This window comes from Nonomuraea sp. NPDC001831, assembly GCF_042892035.1.
GTDB lineage: Bacteria > Actinomycetota > Actinomycetes > Streptosporangiales > Streptosporangiaceae > Nonomuraea.
Genome location: NZ_JBIATU010000004.1, coordinates 557,341 through 575,025, shown reverse-complemented (window position 1 = coordinate 575,025; position 17,685 = coordinate 557,341). Strand labels below are relative to the sequence as shown.

21 protein-coding genes and 1 pseudogene are annotated in these 17,685 nt (G+C 74.7%); 12 read left to right on the top strand and 10 right to left on the bottom strand.

Annotation, left to right across the window (positions count from 1 at the left end):
- Nucleotides 1-329: 329 nt before the first annotated feature.
- A complete protein-coding gene (locus ACFYYW_RS17855) occupies nt 330-1,247 on the bottom strand; it encodes an NADP-dependent oxidoreductase (protein WP_352326416.1) in 918 nt (305 codons plus the stop codon).
- 172 nt (nt 1,248-1,419) lie between these two features.
- Between ACFYYW_RS17855 and ACFYYW_RS17850 the strand changes: the two genes are divergently transcribed.
- On the top strand, nt 1,420-2,190 hold the full coding sequence (locus ACFYYW_RS17850) for a methyltransferase domain-containing protein (protein ID WP_387649991.1): 771 nt from the start codon (nt 1,420-1,422) through the stop codon (nt 2,188-2,190).
- Nucleotides 2,191-2,252: 62 nt separating this feature from the next.
- On the opposite strand, the gene ACFYYW_RS17845 is transcribed toward ACFYYW_RS17850, so the two are convergent.
- Nucleotides 2,253-3,401 (bottom strand): FAD-dependent oxidoreductase, encoded by a 1,149-nt coding sequence (locus tag ACFYYW_RS17845; RefSeq protein WP_387649990.1) that lies wholly within the window; start codon nt 3,399-3,401, stop codon nt 2,253-2,255.
- 128 nt (nt 3,402-3,529) lie between these two features.
- On the opposite strand from ACFYYW_RS17845, the gene ACFYYW_RS17840 reads away from it, so the two are divergent.
- A complete protein-coding gene (locus ACFYYW_RS17840) occupies nt 3,530-4,111 on the top strand; it encodes a helix-turn-helix domain-containing protein (protein ID WP_352326420.1) in 582 nt (193 codons plus the stop codon).
- Between the two features lie 22 nt (nt 4,112-4,133).
- Here the strand turns inward: ACFYYW_RS17840 and ACFYYW_RS17835 are convergent, their stop codons facing one another.
- Complete coding sequence (locus tag ACFYYW_RS17835) at nt 4,134-4,523, bottom strand: PPOX class F420-dependent oxidoreductase (RefSeq protein WP_352326421.1); 390 nt, start codon at nt 4,521-4,523, stop codon at nt 4,134-4,136.
- 91 nt (nt 4,524-4,614) lie between these two features.
- Between ACFYYW_RS17835 and ACFYYW_RS17830 the strand changes: the two genes are divergently transcribed.
- Nucleotides 4,615-4,782, top strand: a complete 168-nt coding sequence (locus ACFYYW_RS17830) for a hypothetical protein (protein ID WP_387649988.1) — start codon at nt 4,615-4,617, stop codon at nt 4,780-4,782.
- Nucleotides 4,783-4,829: 47 nt separating this feature from the next.
- Here ACFYYW_RS17830 and ACFYYW_RS17825 read toward each other — a convergent pair whose 3' ends face one another.
- The 3 genes from ACFYYW_RS17825 to ACFYYW_RS17815 form a co-directional block, all read right to left on the bottom strand.
- Nucleotides 4,830-6,623, bottom strand: coding sequence for a CocE/NonD family hydrolase (locus ACFYYW_RS17825; RefSeq protein ID WP_387649986.1), 1,794 nt, complete (start codon nt 6,621-6,623; stop codon nt 4,830-4,832).
- A gap of 99 nt (nt 6,624-6,722) precedes the next feature.
- Complete coding sequence (locus ACFYYW_RS17820) at nt 6,723-8,009, bottom strand: cytochrome P450 (RefSeq protein ID WP_387649984.1); 1,287 nt, start codon at nt 8,007-8,009, stop codon at nt 6,723-6,725.
- Nucleotides 8,010-8,102: 93 nt separating this feature from the next.
- Nucleotides 8,103-8,351 carry a hypothetical protein gene (locus tag ACFYYW_RS17815; RefSeq protein WP_387649982.1) on the bottom strand — a complete coding sequence of 83 codons (249 nt, stop codon included), beginning with the start codon at nt 8,349-8,351 and terminating at the stop codon, nt 8,103-8,105.
- A 188-nt stretch (nt 8,352-8,539) separates the two neighbouring features.
- On the opposite strand from ACFYYW_RS17815, the gene ACFYYW_RS17810 reads away from it, so the two are divergent.
- Nucleotides 8,540-9,436 carry a polysaccharide deacetylase family protein gene (locus ACFYYW_RS17810; protein ID WP_387649980.1) on the top strand — a complete coding sequence of 299 codons (897 nt, stop codon included), beginning with the start codon at nt 8,540-8,542 and terminating at the stop codon, nt 9,434-9,436.
- A 10-nt stretch (nt 9,437-9,446) separates the two neighbouring features.
- Here ACFYYW_RS17810 and ACFYYW_RS17805 read toward each other — a convergent pair whose 3' ends face one another.
- Genes ACFYYW_RS17805 through ACFYYW_RS17795 form a run of 3 tightly spaced genes read right to left on the bottom strand, consistent with a single transcriptional unit; the run spans nt 9,447 to nt 10,987 of the window.
- Entirely contained in the window at nt 9,447-9,974 is a 528-nt protein-coding gene (locus tag ACFYYW_RS17805) for a GNAT family N-acetyltransferase (protein WP_387649978.1), read from the bottom strand.
- 25 nt (nt 9,975-9,999) lie between these two features.
- On the bottom strand, nt 10,000-10,596 hold the full coding sequence (locus tag ACFYYW_RS17800) for a TetR/AcrR family transcriptional regulator (protein WP_387649976.1): 597 nt from the start codon (nt 10,594-10,596) through the stop codon (nt 10,000-10,002).
- A gap of 1 nt (nt 10,597) precedes the next feature.
- The gene (locus ACFYYW_RS17795) at nt 10,598-10,987 is read right to left on the bottom strand and encodes a hypothetical protein (protein WP_352330754.1); all 390 of its coding nucleotides are present in this window, start codon (nt 10,985-10,987) and stop codon (nt 10,598-10,600) included.
- A 95-nt stretch (nt 10,988-11,082) separates the two neighbouring features.
- Between ACFYYW_RS17795 and ACFYYW_RS17790 the strand changes: the two are divergent.
- The 8 genes and pseudogenes from ACFYYW_RS17790 to ACFYYW_RS17755 all read left to right on the top strand — a co-directional run.
- Nucleotides 11,083-11,313 (top strand): annotated as a pseudogene (locus tag ACFYYW_RS17790) (methyltransferase domain-containing protein); the annotation flags it as partial.
- Nucleotides 11,259-11,714: a class I SAM-dependent methyltransferase gene (locus tag ACFYYW_RS17785; RefSeq protein WP_387649974.1), complete on the top strand. Its 456-nt coding sequence runs from the start codon at nt 11,259-11,261 to the stop codon at nt 11,712-11,714. The pseudogene ACFYYW_RS17790 and the gene ACFYYW_RS17785, both read left to right, overlap by 55 nt.
- Nucleotides 11,715-11,769: 55 nt before the next feature.
- Nucleotides 11,770-12,174: a GntR family transcriptional regulator gene (locus ACFYYW_RS17780; RefSeq protein ID WP_352324416.1), complete on the top strand. Its 405-nt coding sequence runs from the start codon at nt 11,770-11,772 to the stop codon at nt 12,172-12,174.
- On the top strand, nt 12,171-13,058 hold the full coding sequence (locus tag ACFYYW_RS17775; RefSeq protein ID WP_387649972.1) for an ABC transporter ATP-binding protein: 888 nt from the start codon (nt 12,171-12,173) through the stop codon (nt 13,056-13,058). The genes ACFYYW_RS17780 and ACFYYW_RS17775 overlap by 4 nt, the downstream gene beginning before the upstream one ends.
- Nucleotides 13,055-13,318, top strand: coding sequence for a hypothetical protein (locus ACFYYW_RS17770; RefSeq protein ID WP_387649971.1), 264 nt, complete (start codon nt 13,055-13,057; stop codon nt 13,316-13,318). The genes ACFYYW_RS17775 and ACFYYW_RS17770 overlap by 4 nt, the downstream gene beginning before the upstream one ends.
- The gene (locus ACFYYW_RS17765; protein WP_387649970.1) at nt 13,270-14,121 is read left to right on the top strand and encodes an ABC transporter permease; all 852 of its coding nucleotides are present in this window, start codon (nt 13,270-13,272) and stop codon (nt 14,119-14,121) included. Before ACFYYW_RS17770 ends, ACFYYW_RS17765 begins: the two co-directional genes overlap by 49 nt.
- Nucleotides 14,118-15,587, top strand: a complete 1,470-nt coding sequence (locus tag ACFYYW_RS17760; protein WP_387649968.1) for a S41 family peptidase — start codon at nt 14,118-14,120, stop codon at nt 15,585-15,587. Before ACFYYW_RS17765 ends, ACFYYW_RS17760 begins: the two co-directional genes overlap by 4 nt.
- A gap of 33 nt (nt 15,588-15,620) precedes the next feature.
- On the top strand, nt 15,621-16,826 hold the full coding sequence (locus ACFYYW_RS17755; protein ID WP_387649966.1) for an alpha/beta hydrolase family protein: 1,206 nt from the start codon (nt 15,621-15,623) through the stop codon (nt 16,824-16,826).
- A gap of 22 nt (nt 16,827-16,848) precedes the next feature.
- Here the strand turns inward: ACFYYW_RS17755 and ACFYYW_RS17750 are convergent, their stop codons facing one another.
- Entirely contained in the window at nt 16,849-17,613 is a 765-nt protein-coding gene (locus tag ACFYYW_RS17750) for an NAD(P)-binding domain-containing protein (protein ID WP_387649965.1), read from the bottom strand.
- Nucleotides 17,614-17,685: the final 72 nt, after the last annotated feature.

The following is a 17,685-nucleotide window of genomic DNA, read 5'->3' as shown; positions in this document are numbered from 1 at the left end:
GAACCTCGGAGGAGGACGCGGGCGCGCCGAAGCCGCCCGGTGAAGGGGACAGGGTTTCGGGGAACGACGAAAAGGCCCACGTCGGCGGCGCTCACGCGCGCCCGCCGGGGCCGATCACCCTCCGGTGTCACCCGGAGATGTCGTCGTCACCTGCCATGTCCGGTCTCCTGGCCGTAGATCGCAAACGTTCCCACCGTAGCCCATCCCCGGCGCGGGGGTTCCGGGTGGAGGCCGAAGACGACCCGCCGCACACGCTGCTCCCCGTCCGCACCACCCGGCCAAAGGTGCACACGCTGTGCCGCGTCGGCACCCCCGGCCGTAGCCCGCGGCTACGGCCTGAGGACGATCTTGCCGTGGGTGTGCCGCCGTTCCAGCTCGCCGAACGCGTCCCGGACCCGCTCCAGCGGATACACGCGGGCGATCGGCACCTCCAGCTCCCCCCGCGCGGCGAGCCGGGCCAGCTCCCCGACCACGACCGCGCAGGCGGCCGCCCCTTCCCCGTACGTCCGCGCGCCGACCCTGGCCGCGCCCGCCCAGTCGCAGATCGTGTCGATCCGCTCGGGCCGCACGCCCAGCTCTACCGCCAGGTCGACGTAGCCGTCCCCGTAGGTGTCGACGAACGCGTGCACCTTCCCGCCGGTCGCCGACCGGATCCGCGCTGCCACGCCCTCTCCGTACGCGACGGGCACGACGCCGTGCCCCCGCAACCAGGCGTGGTTGGCCTCGCTCGCCAGCCCGATCACCGTCGCGCCGCGCCGCCGCGCGAGCTGCACGGCGATGGACCCGACGCCGCCCGCCGCCCCGGACACCACAACCGTCTCCCCCGGCCCCGGATCGACCGCGAACACCGTGGCGTACGCCGTCGTGCCGGCCACGTACAACGACCCGGCCACCTCCCAGGGCAGCCCCGCCGGCCGCAGGGTCAGCGCCACGTCGTCGGCCACGACGAACTCCGCGTGGCTCGCCCTGCGATGGGTGAAGCCGAGCACCTCGTCGCCCACCGCGAACCCGCGCACCTCCGGACCGGCCGCCACCACCACGCCGGCCAGATCGCTGCCCTGCCCGGACGGGAACGTCGCCGGCCAGCGCCCGTGCCGCGCCCCCTGGCGGATCATCGTCTCGCCGGGCTGGATCCCGGCCGCCCGCACCTCGACCAGCACCTGACCGGGCCCCGGCGCCGGACGCTCGACCTCCTCCACCCGCAGGACGTCGATCCCGCCGTACTCGTGGAACCGCACAGCCTTCATCGCCTGATCATCCTCCTCGTCCGGACCGGCCCTTCGCGCGGCCGCAGCCCACCCTGCCGCTCCCGCGCCCGCGGCGGAACGGACCGCTCTTCCCAGGACCGTCGATCCCATGACCGCAGATCCCCGGAAGCGGCTTGACTTCAAGCACACTTGAAGCCGCAGGATCCCGCACATGACCAAGAACCAGACGACCGGCCGTACCGGCCAGGAGACCGACGCGCTCATCGCCCTGCTCGACCTCGCGGACCACCTGCCCGGGGCGGCCGCGCTGCGGGCGCGTTCCTACGAGTTGCTCGGCCTCGCCCCGCGGGCGGCGGTGGCCGACGTCGGCTGCGGATCCGGCCGCGCGGCGGCGGAGATGGCCGGGCTGGGCGCGCGGGCGATCGGCGTCGACCCCGACAAGCGGATGATCGGCGTGGCGGCCGGGCGGTGGCCGGCCGCCGAGTTCCGGGTGGCGGAGGCGTACGCGCTGCCGTTCGCCGACGGCGAGCTGCGCGGCTACCGGGCCGAGAAGGTGTACCACGTCCTGGACGACCCGGCCCGCGCCGTGGCCGAGGCGCGGCGCGTGCTCGCGCCCGGGGGGCGGATCGTGCTGATCGGGCAGGACTGGGACACCATCGTCATCGACTCCGGCGACGCCGCGCTCACCCGCCGGATCGTGCACGCCCGCGCCGACCTCGTCAGGTCGCCCCGCGTCGTCCGCGGCACCCGCAACCTGCTGCTGGACGCCGGTTTCTCCGACGTCACCGTCGAGGTGCACACCAGCGTCATGACCGACGCGACGATGGTGCCCGTGCTGGCCGAGCTCGCGGGGAAGGCGCGTGCGGCCGGGACGGTCGGCGCGGCGGAGGCCGAGGGCTGGCTCGCCGAGCAGCGGGAACGGGGGCGGACGGGACGGCTGTTCCTCGCCCTGCCGCTGTTCGTGACCGCGGCCACACGTTAGGCCCCCCGGGGCCGGGCCGGGCCGGGGTCAGGGCGGGGGCCGGGTCAGCGGTGGGGGCCGGGTCAGCGGTGGGGCGGGGCGAAGGCGGCGAGCTCGCCGCTCTCGTGCCGTTCGAGCAGCGCCTCGGCGCCGTGCTCAAGAGCGCGGGCCGCCTCCGCCGCGCGCGGGAGCATGGTGCTCTCGTACGCGGCCACGGCCTCGGCCACCGTGGCGCAGCCGGCCAGCGCGAGGGCGAGTTCGCAGGCGTCCAGCATGGCCAGGTTGGCGCCGGCGCCGAGCGGCGGCATGAGGTGCGCGGCGTCGCCGAGCAGGGTCACGCTGGACGACCGCGCCCACACGTGCGGGACGGGGAGCGCGAACAGCGGGCGATCGACGTACGGCCCGTCGTTGCCGGTGATCATCCGGAGCAGGTCCGGCGACCAGCCGGAGAACGCGTCGAGCAGCCGGGCGCGGATCCCGGCGGTGTCGCCGGCGCTCAGGCCGCTCGCGGCGATCCACCCGGCGGGCAGGCGCTGGATGACGTAGACGCGGATGTGGTCGCCGCCGTTGCGCTGGGCGAACAGGGCGCGGTCGCCGTCGGCCGCGGTGGCGCCGCCCTGGCCGACGAGCGCGGCGAGGCCGGGGTGGGCGTTCTCGACGTCGTGGAACCACGCCTCCAGGAAGGTGACCCCGGTGTAGCGCGGCGCCGCGGGCGAGACCGCCGGCCGCACCCGGGAGAACGCGCCGTCGGCCCCGATGACCAGGTCCGCCTCGACGGACGTGCCGTCGCGGAAGTGCACCCGGCGCGGGCCGCCGGCCGGCCCGGTGACCTGCTCGACGGCCGAGCCCCACCGGACGGTCCCGGGCTCCAATGAGCGAAGCAGCAGGTCGCGCAGCACACCGCGGTCGATCTCCGGCTTGTGGAGCTCGCCCTCGGCCGGGACATGGTGGTCGAGGAGCCGTCCGGTCGGGTCGAGCAGCCGCATCTCCTGCCCTTCCGGGCGGGCCAGCCGGAGGAAGTCGTCGAGCAGGCCGGCTTCGCGCAGGGCGATCTGCCCGTCGTCGGCGTGCAGGTCGAGGGTGCCGCCCTGGTCGCGGGCGCGCGGATGGGCGTCGCGGTCGTGAACGGTCACGGGGATGCCGTGCCGTTGCAGGATGCGGGCGCAGGTGAGCCCGCCGGGGCCCGCTCCGACGACGTGGATGCGCGCGGTGGCGGGTGCGGGTGAGCGCATGGCTGGACCTCTCGTTCGTGATCAGGGGTGGGTACGGCGAGCGCCGCCGTTCCAGAGAAGCAGAACGAGTACAAAAGTGCAACCAGTCAACTAATTCATCCATGCCATCTTTTGGTAGGGTGGGCGGCATGGACACGCCACCCGTCGCCGGCCGCCGCGAACGCAAGAAGGCCGCCACCCGCCGAGCCATCGCCGACGCCGCCCTGCGCCTGTTCCTGGAGCACGGCTACGACCGGGTGAGCGTCAGGGACGTCGCCGAGGCGGCCGACGTGTCCACCACCACGCTGTTCAAGCACTTCCCGGGCAAGGAGGCGCTGGTCTTCGACGAGGAGGCCGACCGGGAGGCGGAGCTGGTCGCGGCGGTGCGCGGGCGTCCGGAGGGCCAGAGCGTCGTCGAGGCGCTGCGCGGGCACGTGCTGGCGTCCTGGCCGCAGGTCGCGGCCCATCCGCTGCGGGAAGGGTTCACCGAGCTGGTGGAGTCCACGCCGGCGCTGCTGGCGTACTACGAACGGATGTGGACCCGGCACGCCGCCGCCCTGGGCGCGGCCATCGCCGAGGACGCGGGCGTGGCCCCCGACGACGTCGCCTGCCACGCGCTCGCCCGGTTCGTCCTGGAGACGCCGGCGCTCACGCGGGGGCGGCAGGACCTTCGCGGGGCCGTCGAGCAGGTCTTCGACCTTCTCGCGCACGGCTGGCGCCCGCCGCGCTAGCGACCGGCGCCGGCCCGCGCCCTCAGACGGTCCGGGACGACCGCCCGCCGTCGATCCCCCACGACACGATCCTGACCGGGGTGATCACGATGACCTCCCGCGAGAAGTACGGCACCGGCGGCTCGTGGTCGGCCAGCGCCACCGCCGTGCCCCGGATCTCGATGCCGCGCACCACCCACGGGTCGACCGAGGCCAGGTCGTCCACGACGAGGGCGGCGGTGCTGCCCCGCTGGACGTTCCTGAACTTCTTGGAGGCGCCCATCGCGTGCCCGCCGATGGTGATCGTGCCCGTGGCGGCGTCCACGAAGAAGCCGACGGGGTTGTTCTGCACGTCTCCGGAGGGGGAGACGGTGGCCAGCCGGCCGAGGTGCTGTCCGGCCAGGTAGTCGAGCTCTGCCTGCGTGAAGATCATGCGGGGAAGTATGCAACCTTGACACCGGCGTCACCCCAAATCCCCCCTTTCCCGGCAGTCGGGGTCCCGGATGATGTGCCAGCATTCGTCCATGAGCGACGACGACCTGATCGAGTTACGCCGCGAGATCCACCGCCACCCCGAGCCGGCCGGCCAGGAACGGCGCACCGCGGCCCTGGTGGCGGCGGCGCTGCGCGCGATCGCTGTCGGCGTCGAGGCGATGGCCGGGTTCCTGCGCGCCCGGAGCGAGGCACTCTGACGTTCCCCGGCCCGGCCGTCTAGCGCGCCGGGCCGGGGACGGCCGGGTCAGCGGCGGGACAGCCGCAGCGGGAAGGTGCCGGGGCCGACGCCGCCGAGGGTGGTGGTGTAGGCCGCCAGGTACCGGTCCAGGTACGGCGAGCGGTCCCCCTGGGTGGGCACGTCGTGCCGCGTGGACAACAGGTCCAGGCTCAGCCGCGCGCCGGAGACCTTGATCGTGTTGCCCGAGGGCACGTCCAGCCAGCCGTTGGACTCGATGGTGCCGATCTGCACGCCCAGCCGGTGGCCCGGTTCGAAGGTCCAGTCGGCCGACTTCAGGTCGAACGCGATCGGGCCGCGGCGCTCCAGCAGAGCCACGTTCTCGTCGAACATCGTCGCCCTGCCGTCGGGGGCGACGTCCCACAGGCGGACCATGACGTTGCCGGTCGTGCTCGCGTCGAGCCTGATCCGCGGCGTGCCGGTGAGCCTAAGCCGCTCGGCGGCGGGCGTGGACCAGGTCCAGAAGCTGCCCGAGGCGGCCGCGCTCTGCCTGGCCGAGCTCTTCTCGGCGGTGGAGAGCGGTTCGAGCGGCGGCGCGTGCTCCATGTCCCAGCGGCCGGAGGGGGCCGTGGTCGCCGTCGCCGCGGCGCCGCCGCCGTCGTCGAGGTACGCGCCGGCCGACAGCCGGGCCTCGTACGACGTCGTGACCACCGGCCAGGCCGGCTGGGCGCGCCAGGCGCCGAGGCTGTCCTCGATCGCGTACGCCGGGTCCTCCACCGAGGGGCGCACGCCGCGCAGGTACTGGTCGTAGAACCGCATGACCTCGTCGAACCAGCCGGCCCGTCCCTGCAGCAGCCGGCCCTGGGCGTCGGTGTCGTTGCCGCGCACGTGCTCCCACTGGCCGAGCCAGCCGCGTTCGCGCCCGCGGTGGTTGTCCAGGTAGACCTCCATGTCCTCGGGCTTGGTGTTGGGCTCGATGAAGCCCTGGGTGACCAGCAGCGGCGTGCTGGTGCCGGCCGCCCGGTCGGCCAGGTTGCGGGCCCGCCAGTACGCCGAGCGCAGGTCGGGATTGTTGTTGTTGGTGATGTTGTCGGTCAGGCAGGCGGGGTGGGCGGTCTCGTACTGGGCGTTCGCCTTGTACCGGTCGCTGTCGCCGGCCATCGGCGGCATCGTCGCGATCGAGTTGTACGCCTCCGGCGTGCCCGTGACGTTGGGCCGCGGGACCTTGTTGCTGAACAGGTAGTTGTACATGTTCCAGACCGGCTCCTGGGCGACGACCGCCTTCAGGCTCGGCAGCCTGAGGTTGTTGCCGACCAGGCCGGTGACCGCGTCGTACGACTTGCCGTACATGCCGACCTTGCCGGTGGACCAGGGCTGGGCCGCCGACCACTCGACGGCGGCCCGCACGTCGGCCTGCTCGCCCGGCCCGACCCAGTCGAGGCAGCCGGTGCTGCCGCCGAAGCCGCGCAGGTCGACCATCACGAAGGTGTAGCCGCGGGCCATCAGCCCGGCGCCGTCCACGAAGTCCCGGAAGCGCGCCGAGGGCCCGACCTGGTCCCATCCCTCCGGGCCGGTCTGCCCGGCGTGGGCGAAGTAGGGGCCGACCGAGACGATGACCGGCGTGCGCGCGCCGGCCGGCAGGTGCGCCGGGCGGAGCACGTCGGCGTGCAGCTCGACGCCGCTGCCGTCGGAGGAGGGGAAGTACGCCTCCGTCCACGCGGCGCCCGCGGGAACCCGGGGGTTGTGCTCGTGCGTCACACCCGGCGCCGAGGCCGAGGCGGGCGGGCCGCCCGCGGCGAGGGTGGTGATCGTGACCAGGACGCCGGCCGCCACAGCGGCCGTCGCCTTCCCGCGGATGTTCATCGACTCTCCCCGTGCATGCCGGCGGCGTCCGAACGAGCGTGCATCACTCATATGCCAGCGGGCACGCCGAGGCAAGCCCCGCCACATCCGTCCGGGTGGTCAGCGGGGGAAGCGGCGGATCAGGCGCATGCGGATGTCGTGCTCGGCCCACAACACGAAACGTTCGACGGGCGTCACCGGATGGTCATCGACCGGCTCGAAGGCGAACCTCCTGAGCAGCACGGCGAGCACCAGCTCGGCCTCCACCATGGCCAGGCTCGCGCCCTCGCAGCCGCGCGGCCCGAGGCCGAAGGGGAGGTAGGCGTAGCGGTGGCGAGCGGCCTGCTCCTCGGGGGTGAAGCGGTCGGGCCGGAAGGCGTGCGGGTCCGGCCAGTGACGGGGGTCGAGGTGCACGGCCCAGAAGGGGTAGAAGATCGTGGTGCCCGCCGGGACGTGGTGGCCGTCCAGGGTGAGGTCCTCGGTGGTCTGGCGGGCGCCGTACGGGCCGGGCGGGTAGAGCCGCATCGACTCCTTGAGCGCCATCTCCAGGTACGGCAGGCGTCGCAGGTCGGCGTAGCCGGGGGCCGCGCGGCCGCCCAGCACGTCGGCCAGCTCGGCGGCCACCCGCGCGGCCGGGCCGGGGTTGCGCGCGAGCAGGTGCAGGGTCCAGGAGACGGCCACGCCGGTGGTGTGGTGGGCGGCGAGCATGATCATGAGCACGGTGTCCCTGATCCGGGCGGGCGACATGTCGGCCCGCGCCAGGGCGGTGACCAGCTCGCTGCCGCCGCGGGCCAGCACCCCGTCCACGACCTCGCGCAGGTACGCCAGCGCCCGGTCGGCGCGGGCGAGGTCGTCGTCGCGCTCGGGCCGGCGGCCGAGGTGGACGGTCAGCACGGTCTCGAACGCGCTCACCACCCGCGCCGGGTCGGCGAGGCCGCCGCCCAGGGCGTACTGGGCGATCATGCGCAGGGACAACTCGCTCAGGTCCTGCTGGAGCGCCACCGGGCCGTCGGCGGCGGCGCGCTCCCAGCGGTCGGCCAGCTCGGTGGCCAGGGTGACGAAGCCGGCGAAGTGCGCCTCGTGCGAGCGGCGGCCGGCGAGCACCGACAGCAGGACCCGGCGGAAGGGGCCGTGCTCGTCGGCGGGGAGCGTCTGCAGGTTGCCGGCCTCGCACAGGAGGGCCAGGAACGCGAAGAGCTCGTCGGGGCGTTCGTCGATCGCGGCCGTGGCCTCCAGCAGCGCGGGGTCGGCCACCGAGATCGCGACCGGCGCGCCGGGGAGCTGGAAGCGCACCAGCGGGCCGTACCGCTCGTGCAGCCGCAGCTGGTAGGTGTGCAGGCCGCCGGCGGCCGCGATGGCGCTCAGCCCGCCGTCCGCCGCGGGAGGAGGGCCGGGGATGTCACGCATCCGGCCACGGTCTCGCGTGCGCGCCCGCCCGGCAAGTGCCGCGCGTCCCCGAGCTCCTCGATGACGTCGCGCAGTCCCCTGGACCGGCCGCGGTCACCTTTCTCCCGTCCGACGCGTCGGCAGAATGACGCGCTGCTGGCCGTCCTCGATCCGGACGTGGTGCTGCGCGCCGGTGGCGGCCGGCTCACCGGCGGCATGAAGGTCGTCCGCGGCGCGGCGAAGGTGGCCGGGCAGGCCGCGGCCTTCCGCCGCTCGCCCATCGGCGCGGTCCCCCCGGCCGGCGCTCGTCAACGGCCTGGCGGGCCTGGTCAACACCATCGACGGCAGCCTGTACTCGGTCATGAGCTTCACCGTCAGCGACGGGCGGATCGCCGCGATCGACATCCTGGCCGACCCCGCCCGGCTGGCCGCGCTCGACCTCACGCCGCTGGAGCACTGATCGCCGGGCGGTGATTGACGAAGGTCGTCGCGTGCTGCACGATCGGTCGCGCGGGGTCGTCCGCCGGCCGCCGCCTACGAAGGGTTGCCTGATGACGCTCGCCTCCCGGCTCGGCCACGCCCCCGACGACCGGCTGCTCATCGTCAACGCCGACGACTACGGCATGAGCCGGTCGGCCAACCTCGGCATCACCGCCCTCCTGCGGGCCGGGGCGATCAGCTCGGCCACGGTGATGACGCCCTGCCCGTGGGCGCCGCAGGCCGCCGCCGAGGCCGCGGGCTTCGACGTCGGGGTGCACCTGACGCTGACCAGCGAGTGGGAGGGGTACCGCTGGGGTCCGGTCACCCGCGACCGGCCCGTCCCCACGCTGGTGGACGAGACCGGCTACTATTTCCGCGACTGCGCCTCCTTCGAACGGTCCGCCGACCCCGACGAGGTCCGCGTCGAGATCGTCAACCAGATCCGCAGGGCCGTCGCGCTCGGCCTGGACCCCTCGCACGCCGACAACCACATGGGCAGCCTGTACGGCCTGGCCACCGGCCGCCACTTCCTGGACGTCGTGCTGCCGGTGTGCGCGGAGTTCGGCCTGCCGTTCCGCCTGCCCCGCTCGCTGGCCGGCACCGGCGCGCCGGAGGAGCTGGAGCCGGTGGCGCGGGCCCTGGCCGCGATGGCCGACGAGGCCGGGGTGGTCATCCTCGACCACCTGTGGTCGCTGCCCTTCCAGCAGGCCGACGGCGAGGACTACGACTCGCTCAAGAAGGACATGATCGAGCTGCTGCGCTCGCTGCGGCCGGGCGTGACGGAGATCTACATCCATCCGTTCGAGGACACCGACGAGCTGCGCGCCATCATGCCGGGCGCGGCCAAGCGCGGCTGGGAGCTGGCCCTGTTCACCGACCCCGACGTCCGGGAGGTCCTGGACGCCGAGGACGTCAAGCTGATCGGCTGGCTCGACCTGCGGGCCGCGCAGCGCGGCGAACGCCCGTGACCGCGGGCCGCTACCCGGGAACGGTGGGCACCAGGTAGCGGCGTTTGCGGTCGGTGAGGTCGAGGAGCCGGCCGCCGTTGGCCTCGATGACCCGCCGGGAGGCGATGTTCGTGCGGTCGCACATGACCAGGGCGGGGTCGACGCCCAGCCGCCGGGCGATCGGCAGCGCCGCGGCCAGCATCGCCGTGGCGTGGCCCTGCCGGCGGGCGCTCGGGCGCACGTCGTAGCCGATGTGGCCGCCGAGCCGCTCCAGCTCGGGGGTGAGCCGGTGGCGGACGGCCAGCCGGCCGAGGAACCGGTCGTCGTCGGCCCACCACAGCGTGGTCATCGGCACGAACCCCGCGCGCACGCCCGCCTGGGTGCGTTCGCCCAGCAGCCGCCGGACGTAGGCCGCGAAGGCCGCCGGATCGGTCAGCGCCGCGGGATCGGCGTCCTGGACGAACCACGGGAGCGGGAAGTCACGGTCGGCCCGGAACTCGGCCACCGCCTCCAGGAACGACGTGCGCAACCCGGGCGTGGGGTCGACGAGGGCCGGCATGCCGACCATCATGCCCGACGGCCGGTCAGGACGGGCGGGGTGTCGGCGCGGTGGCGCGGTCGAAGAGTTCGGCGAGCTCGTCGGCGCAGTGGTCGGGGTCGAGGCCGCCGGCGACCCGGTCGGCCACCGCGTCGATGCCGGCGCGCAGGGACGTGGCCATCAGGACGCTGTCGAACGTCCGGAACGCGCCGCTGCGCTGGCCGTCGTCGAACAGGGCGACCAGCCTGGCGTTGGCGGCGTCCCGCTCGCCGCCGCCCACGGGCGCGCGGTTGAACGCGATCTGCTGGACCGCGCGCACGTGGGCCGGATGGGCGGCGATGAAGGCGATGTTCGCCCTGATGAACGCCTCCAGCTGGGCACGGGCCCCGGACGCGGCCTCGATCGCCGGCCGCATGAAGGCGGCCGCGTCGGAGACGACCTGCCGGACGACGGCCTCGAAGAGCTGCTCCTTGGTGGAGAAGTGATAGGAGATCAGCCTCTTGCTGCTGAGCCCGGCATGGTGGCAGATGGCCTCGAACGTGGTCTCCGGGTATCCCCGCTCGGCGAGCACGGCGATCGCGGCCGAGGCGATCTGGGCCTTGCGGGCCTCGGTGGCCGCCTGACGGGTTCCGGAGCTCTCCATGTCAGCCCAGCTTGCCACGCTTCGGGAACGCCGCACGCACGGCCCGGCGGTTGACGACGACCGCGACGGCGGCGACCAGGACGCCGACCACAGCCTGCTCGGCCTTCATCCACAGCGGGTAGCCGCTGTCCGGCGCGAGGAGGATGAGCACGACGCCGATGGGCGCGGCGACGGAGACGAAGCGGATGCGCACGTAGGCGGCCCGTCTGCCGCGGGCGGCCTGCCCGGCGAGGGAGACGAGCCAGGCGGAGGCGGCGGCCACGGCGGCGGCGCGCAACCACACCACCCAGTTGCCGCCGACGACGGCGGCCACGCCGAGCGTGGCGATCGACAGCAGCAGCACGGCGGCGAAGAGGATCCGGACGAGCCGCCAGACCTGATTGTTATCCATGAGGATAAATTTACACGCCCGGATAACTAAGTGCGCGAGATCCGCCGAGGGAAAATCCGTTGCCGCCCGCCCGGGCGGCCCGGCCACGATCGATCATGACCGTGACACGCGAGGTGCTCGCCTACTATGCCCAGGATCTGGAGCACGACCGGCTGCGCGAGGGGCGCGGCCGCCTGGAGTTCTGGCGCACCCAGGACGTGCTGCGCCGCACGCTGCCGCCGGCCCCCGCCCGGGTCCTCGACGTGGGCGGCGGCACCGGCGTGCATGCCGAATGGCTGCTGGCCGACGGCTACGAGGTGGAGCTTCTGGACCCCGTGCCGCTGCACGTGGAGCGGGCGGCGACGGTGCCGGGGCTGCGCGCCCGGGTCGCGACGCGCGGCGGCTGCCCGTGCCGGACGGCGGCGCGGACGCCGTCCTGCTGCTGGGCCCGCTCTACAACCTGGCCGACCGGGCCGACCGGCTGCGGGCCCTGGGCGAGGCCCGGCGCGCCGTACGGCCCGGCGGGGTGGTGGCCGCGGCCACCATCAACCGGTACGCAGCCGTGCTCGACACCGTCAATCTCGGCACCTACCTGGAGGAACGGCAGCGGGAGGCGGCCCGTGCCGCCGCGGCGGACGGCGTCATGCTCTCCCCCAGGCGCGGATTCACCGCCTACTTCCACCACCCGGACGAGGTGGCCGCCGAGTTCGCCGAGGCCGGGCTGACCGTCGCCCACCGGCCCGGCTGAGTTTCCTTACACGCCCTTGATCTCCAAAGGTTCATAGTACTAGGAGCCTAGATAAATGGAGGAAGGGTTGATCGACTTCTATCTGGACGCCCGGTCCGGCGTGTCGCCGTACCTGCAGCTGGTGCAGCAGGTACGGCACGCGCTGCGCCTGGGCCTGCTGCGCGAGGGCGACCGGCTGCCCACGGTCAAGGAGGTCGTCGCCGCGCTGGCGATCAACCCCAACACCGTGCTGAAGGCCTACCGCGAGCTGGAACACGAGGGGCTGGCGGCGGCCCGGCCGGGCGTCGGCACGTTCGTGACCAGGACGCTGGCCGACGCCTCCCTGGCCGCGCACGGGCCGCTCCGCCAGGACCTGCGCCGCTGGCTGGCCAAGGCCCGCCTGGCCGGGCTCGACGACGAGAGCATCGAGGCGCTGTTCATGAGCACCTTCCGGGCCGCCGCGCGCCGGGACACGGCATGAACGGCGTCCTGACCGCCCAGGGGCTGGGCAGGAGGTACGGCAGGCGCTGGGCCCTGCGCGACTGCTCGCTCGACGTGCCGGCCGGTCACGTCGTCGGGCTGGTCGGCCCCAACGGGGTCGGCAAGACCACGCTGCTGAAGCTGGCCGCCGGGCAGCTCAGCCCGTCCGAGGGCAGCATCGCCGTGCTCGGCGGGAACCCGCCGGACGCGCCGGGGCAGCGGGCCAGGATCGGGTTCGTCGCCCAGGACGCCCCGGTCTACGCCGGGCTGAGCGTGGCCGACCACTTACGCCTCGGCGCGCGGCTCAACCCCGGCTGGGACGCCGCGCTCGCCCACGACCGCGTCCGGCGGCTGGGCCTGGACCCGCGGCACCGGGCGGGCAGGCTGTCCGGCGGCCAGCGCGCCCAGCTCGCGCTCACCATGGGCCTGGCCAAGCGGCCCGAACTGCTGCTCCTGGACGAGCCGGTCGCCGCGCTCGACCCGCTGGCCCGCCGGGAGTTCCTCCAGGGCCTGATGGAGGCCGTCGCCGAGCAGGAGCTCAGCGTGGTGCTCTCCTCCCACCTGGTCGCCGACCTCGAACGCACCTGCGACCACGTGGTCGTGCTGGTCGACTCGCGGGTGCAGGTCGCCGGCGAGGTCGAGGAGCTGCTGGCCACCCACCACCGGCTCACCGGGCCGCGCCGCGACCCCGGCCGGCTCCCCGGCGAGCAGCAGGTGATCTCCGCGCGCCACACCGACCGGCAGAGCACCCTGATCGTCCGCACGGACGCGCCGATCCACGGCCCCGCCTGGACGGTCACCCCGCTCAGCCTGGAGGACCTGGTGCTGGCCTACATGGAGCGGCCGGCCGCCGTCCCCCCGCTCACCCTGGAGGTCCAGCGATGATCTGGCTGACCTGGCGCCAGTTCCGCGGCGCCGCCGCGATGACGGCGGGCGCGCTCGCCGTGCTCGCCGCCGTCCTGGCCGTGACCGGGCCGGGGCTGGCCGGCGACTACTCCGCCGGCATGGCCGGCTGCGCCGCGGACGGCGACTGCGGGCCTTCTTCGACCGGTTCTTCGACGAGCACCAGACCTCCTTCCTGGCCGTCACGCTCGTCGTGCTGGTCCTGCCGGCCCTGGTCGGGCTCTTCTGGGGGGCGCCGCTGATCACCCGCGAGCTGGAGAGCGGCACCCACCTGCTGGTGTGGAACCAGAGCATCACCCGCACCCGGTGGCTGGCCGTCAAGATCGGGATCGTCGGGCTGGCCGCGGTGGCCGCCGCCGGGCTGTGCAGCCTCGCGGTGACCTGGTGGTCCGGCCCGCTGGACAGGTCGGCCGCGCCGGGGTTCGGGCTGATGGACCCGCTGGTGTTCGGGGCGCGCGGCGTCGTCCCGATGGGGTACGCGGCCTTCGCGTTCGTCCTGGGCGTGACCGTGGGCATGCTGGTCCGCCGTACGCTGCCGGCGATGGCGGTCACGCTGGCCGTCTTCGCCGCGCTCCAGATCGCCGTGCCGCTGCTGGTCAGGCCGCACCTGCTGCCGCCGGTGAGCGCGTCGTTCGAGCTCGGCCGCGACAACGTCGGCGACTTCCTCGTGCCCGGCGGCGGCGCCGGCCCCGGCGCGCACGTGATGCTCACCCCGGCGATCCCCGGCCATCCGGGGGCGTGGGTGCTGTCCGGCGAGCTCGTGGACGGCTCCGGCCGCGTGCTCGGCGACGAGGGCGCCGGCGTCCTCGTCCCGGTGTCCCTGACCTCCGGGCCGTGCGGGCCGTCCGCGATGCGGGAACAGGCCGAGGGCGCCATGAGCGCGTGCCTGGCCGAGGTCAACCGGCTGGGGTACCGGCAGCGGGCGGTGTACCAGCCCTTCGAGCGTTTCTGGCCGTTCCAGTGGATCGAGACCGGGCTCTACGTCCTGCTCGCCCTCGGCCTGACCGCGTTCTGCTTCGACCGGCTCAGAAGGAGGCTGTCATGAGGGGCGGGACGCTGGCGGCGGGGCTCGTCCTGGTCCTGGCGACGGCCTGCGCAGGGCAGACGCCGCCGCGCGCCCGGCCCGGCGGCGCGGCCGCGGCCGCCCCGGCCGTGTGCGCGCCGCCGAAGGGCGGCGCTCCCCCCGGCGCGGAACGGCCGACCACGATCGACGTGGTGGGGCAGGCCTACCGGTGCGTCCTCGCCCGCTACTACGGCGCCGCCACCCTGGACCACCGGACGCTGCTCACCGCCGGATTCGCCGCCTTCGTCCGGGAACTCAACCGCGCCGGCCACGACCTGCCCGAGGCCACGATGCCGGCGCTGACCGGCGACAGGACGGCCGACTGGGCCGCGTTCGAGGCGGCCTACCGGCGGGTCGCCGACCGGCTGCCGCGCGACGACGCCCTGCCCGCCCGGCTGGCCGCCGCCACCCTGGAGGCGATCGTGGCCGCGCTCGGCGACGACCACGCCCGCTGGACGCACGGGACGCGCCGCCCGCCCGACGCCTACGACGGCGACCAGTACGGCCTGGGCCTCAGGATCGGCGCCGGCCCGTCCGGCGACCCCGCGACGGCCCCGCCACCACCGCTGCCCCCACTCCTGCCCGCCCTGCTGCCCCCGCTGTTCGTGACCGCCGTGCCGGGCGGACCGGCCAAGGCCGCGGGGGTGCGCCCCGGCGACGTCATCGAGTCGGTCGACGGCTCGGCGCCCTTCGTCGGCACCCAGGTCACCCCCGCCGTCGTCGCCGCGCTCCAGCCGCGCTACCCGCAGGCCGCGCCGGTCCGGCTGCGGCTGCTGCGTCCCGGCACCGGCCACCGCCGCACCGTGACGCTGAGGCCCCGCCTGTTCCGGCCCGATCCGGACACCCTGCCCGTCGTGGCGGCCGGCCTGCTCGCCGGGGACGTCGCCCGCGTGCGGATGAGCGGCTTCGCGCCCGACTCGGCCGATCGGGTGCTGCGGGCGATCGCCCGGCTGCGGACCGGCAGGACGCTCGCCGGGGTCGTGCTGGACCTGCGCGGCAACGCCGGCGGCAGCCCCGGGGAGGTGAACCGGCTGCTGGGCGGCTTCGCGCACGGCGCGGTGACCGCCTACCAGTGCGCGGCGGACGGCTCGTGCGAGGCCATGCGGACCGACGACAACGTGCCGCTGGTCGGGCTGCCGCTGGTGGTGCTGACCGACCGGGGCTGCGCCTCGGCGTGCGAGCACTTCAGCGCAGCCGTCAAGGACCTGCGGCTCGGCCGGCTGGTCGGGACGCGGACGGCCGGGGCCGTGTCGGGGCCGGCGCAGCCGTACGCGCTGGGCGACAACACCGTTCTCGCGTTCCCGTCCAGGCGTCACCTGGCGCCGGGACGCGAGGTGATCGACCGGGTCGGCGTGCCGCCCGACGTGCACGTGCCGCTGACCCCGCGCGACGCCGCCGCCGGGCGCGACCCCGCCCTGGCCGCGGCGCTGAACCTGCTGCACCCCTGACGATCCCCCGCGCCGACGAGGACGGACCATCCCATGAGCCATGCCGTCGTACCGAAGCCGATCTCCCACGCCGTGTCGACCGTCTTGACCGTGTCGTGCCTGCTGTCGGCGTGCGCCGCGCCCGCGCCGCCGAGGGCCGCCGCCCGCCCGGCTGCCGCGACCACCGCGCCCGCCGCTCCCCCGGCGCTGCCCCCGCCGACCGGCGGCCGGGCGGTCGGCGCGACCGTCCTGTACCTGAAGGACGCCTCCCGCGCCGACCCGTGGGTGCCCGAGGCCAAGGCCAGGGAGCTGATGGTCACCCTGTGGTACCCGGCGCGGACGGGGACCGGGACGCCCGCGCCCTACATGTCGGCCAAGGAGTCCGAGCTGACGCTGCGGGGCAAGCGGGTGACCGGCGCGCCCTCCGACGTGCTGAGCAAGGTGCGGACCAACGCCCGCACCGGCGCGGAACCGGACGGGCGGACCGGCGGCCTGCCCCTGGTGGTGCTCTCCCCCGGGTTCACCCTGCCGCGCGGCACGCTGACCGCCCTCGCCGAGGACCTGGCCTCGCACGGGTACGTCGTCGCCGGCGTCGACCACACCTACGAGAACTACGCCACGACCTTCCCCGGCGGGCGCGTCGCCGCGTGCGTGGCCTGCGACAGCGACACCGACCCGGGGTTCGGGCCGAGGGTGACCGATGTGCGGGCGGCCGACGTCTCCTTCGTGCTCGACCGGCTGACCGGCCCGGACCCGGCGTGGCCGGGCGCGCGGCTGATCGACCGGAGCAGGATCGCGATGGCGGGCCACTCGATCGGCGGGGCCGCGGCGGTGGCGGCCATGCTGAAGGACCGCCGGATCCGCGCCGGCCTCGACATGGACGGCACCACGTACGCCCGGATCCCCAAGGGCGGGTTGTCGCGGCCGTTCCTGTTCCTGGGGTCGGCGGACCACCGGCCGGGCGGGCGCGACACCTCCTGGGACCGCGACTGGAGGCTGCTGTCCGGCTGGAAGCGGTGGCTGACCCTGCCCGGCGCGGACCACCAGTCCTTCACCGACGTGCCGCTGCTGGCCGGGGCGCTCGGCCTGGGCGCGCCGGGCTCCCTGGGCGCGGCCCGGCCCACGCAGATCGTCCGCGCGTACGTCCTGGCCTTCCTCGACCTGCACCTGCGCGGCAGGCCGCAACCGTTGCTGGACGGGCCGTCGGCGCGCTATCCGGAGGTGCGGTTCTGCGCGCCGGGGAGGAAGGACTGCCGGTGACCGCCCGACTGGGAGGCCGCGGTCAGGTGAGGCGGTCGAGCAGGTCGTCGAGCGTCTCGGCCAGGGCCTGCGAGCTGGCCGGGGTGAACCAGGTGGTGCGGACGCGTTCGTTGCTGCCGTTCGGGGTCTCGTGGTCGGCCGCGAGCCGCGCCAGCGAACGGCTCTCGTCGCCCAGGGCCCGGCCGAGCCCCTGGAACAGGCCGCGGACGTAGCCCTCGGCCACCTCGGGCGGCACGCCGTGCCCGGCGGCCCACGTGCTGAGCGTGGCCAGGTAGGACAGGTGGGTGGTGAGCGTGGCCGTCAGCGCCGAGAAGACGTTGAAGGCCGCCTCGTCCTCGGCCGCGAGCACCCCGCCCAGCCGTTCGAACAGGGCGTCGGTCACCGGGTGCGACGGCCAGGTCACCGTGACCGAGTCGCGTTCGCGGACGGCGGGCAGGGGGATGGCGCGTACCAGGGTGGCGCCGGTGTCCAGGAGCTTGCGCAGCTCCTCGACGGCGACGCCGGCCATCACGTTGACCACGATCGTGTCGTCGGCCACGCGCAGGCCGGCCAGCGCGTCGTGCCGGTCCGGCGGGCGTACGGCGATGACGAGCAGCTCGGCGCGGTCCGCCACCTCCTGGTTGGAGGCGCACACGTGCACGCCGGCGTAACGCTGGGACAGCTCCGCCGCCGCGCGGGCGCCCCGCGGGGAGAGGAACACCTCCGGACGCTCGCCAGGGCCCTCGCACAGGCCCGTCACCAAGGCCCGGCCGATCTCGCCCACCCCGATGACCCCGATCCGCTGCACCAAGTCTTCCTCCCGATCCGTGGCCGTACGTACTACAGCAGTCTGTACCGTCACTTCGGTTGCTGGCGGGAT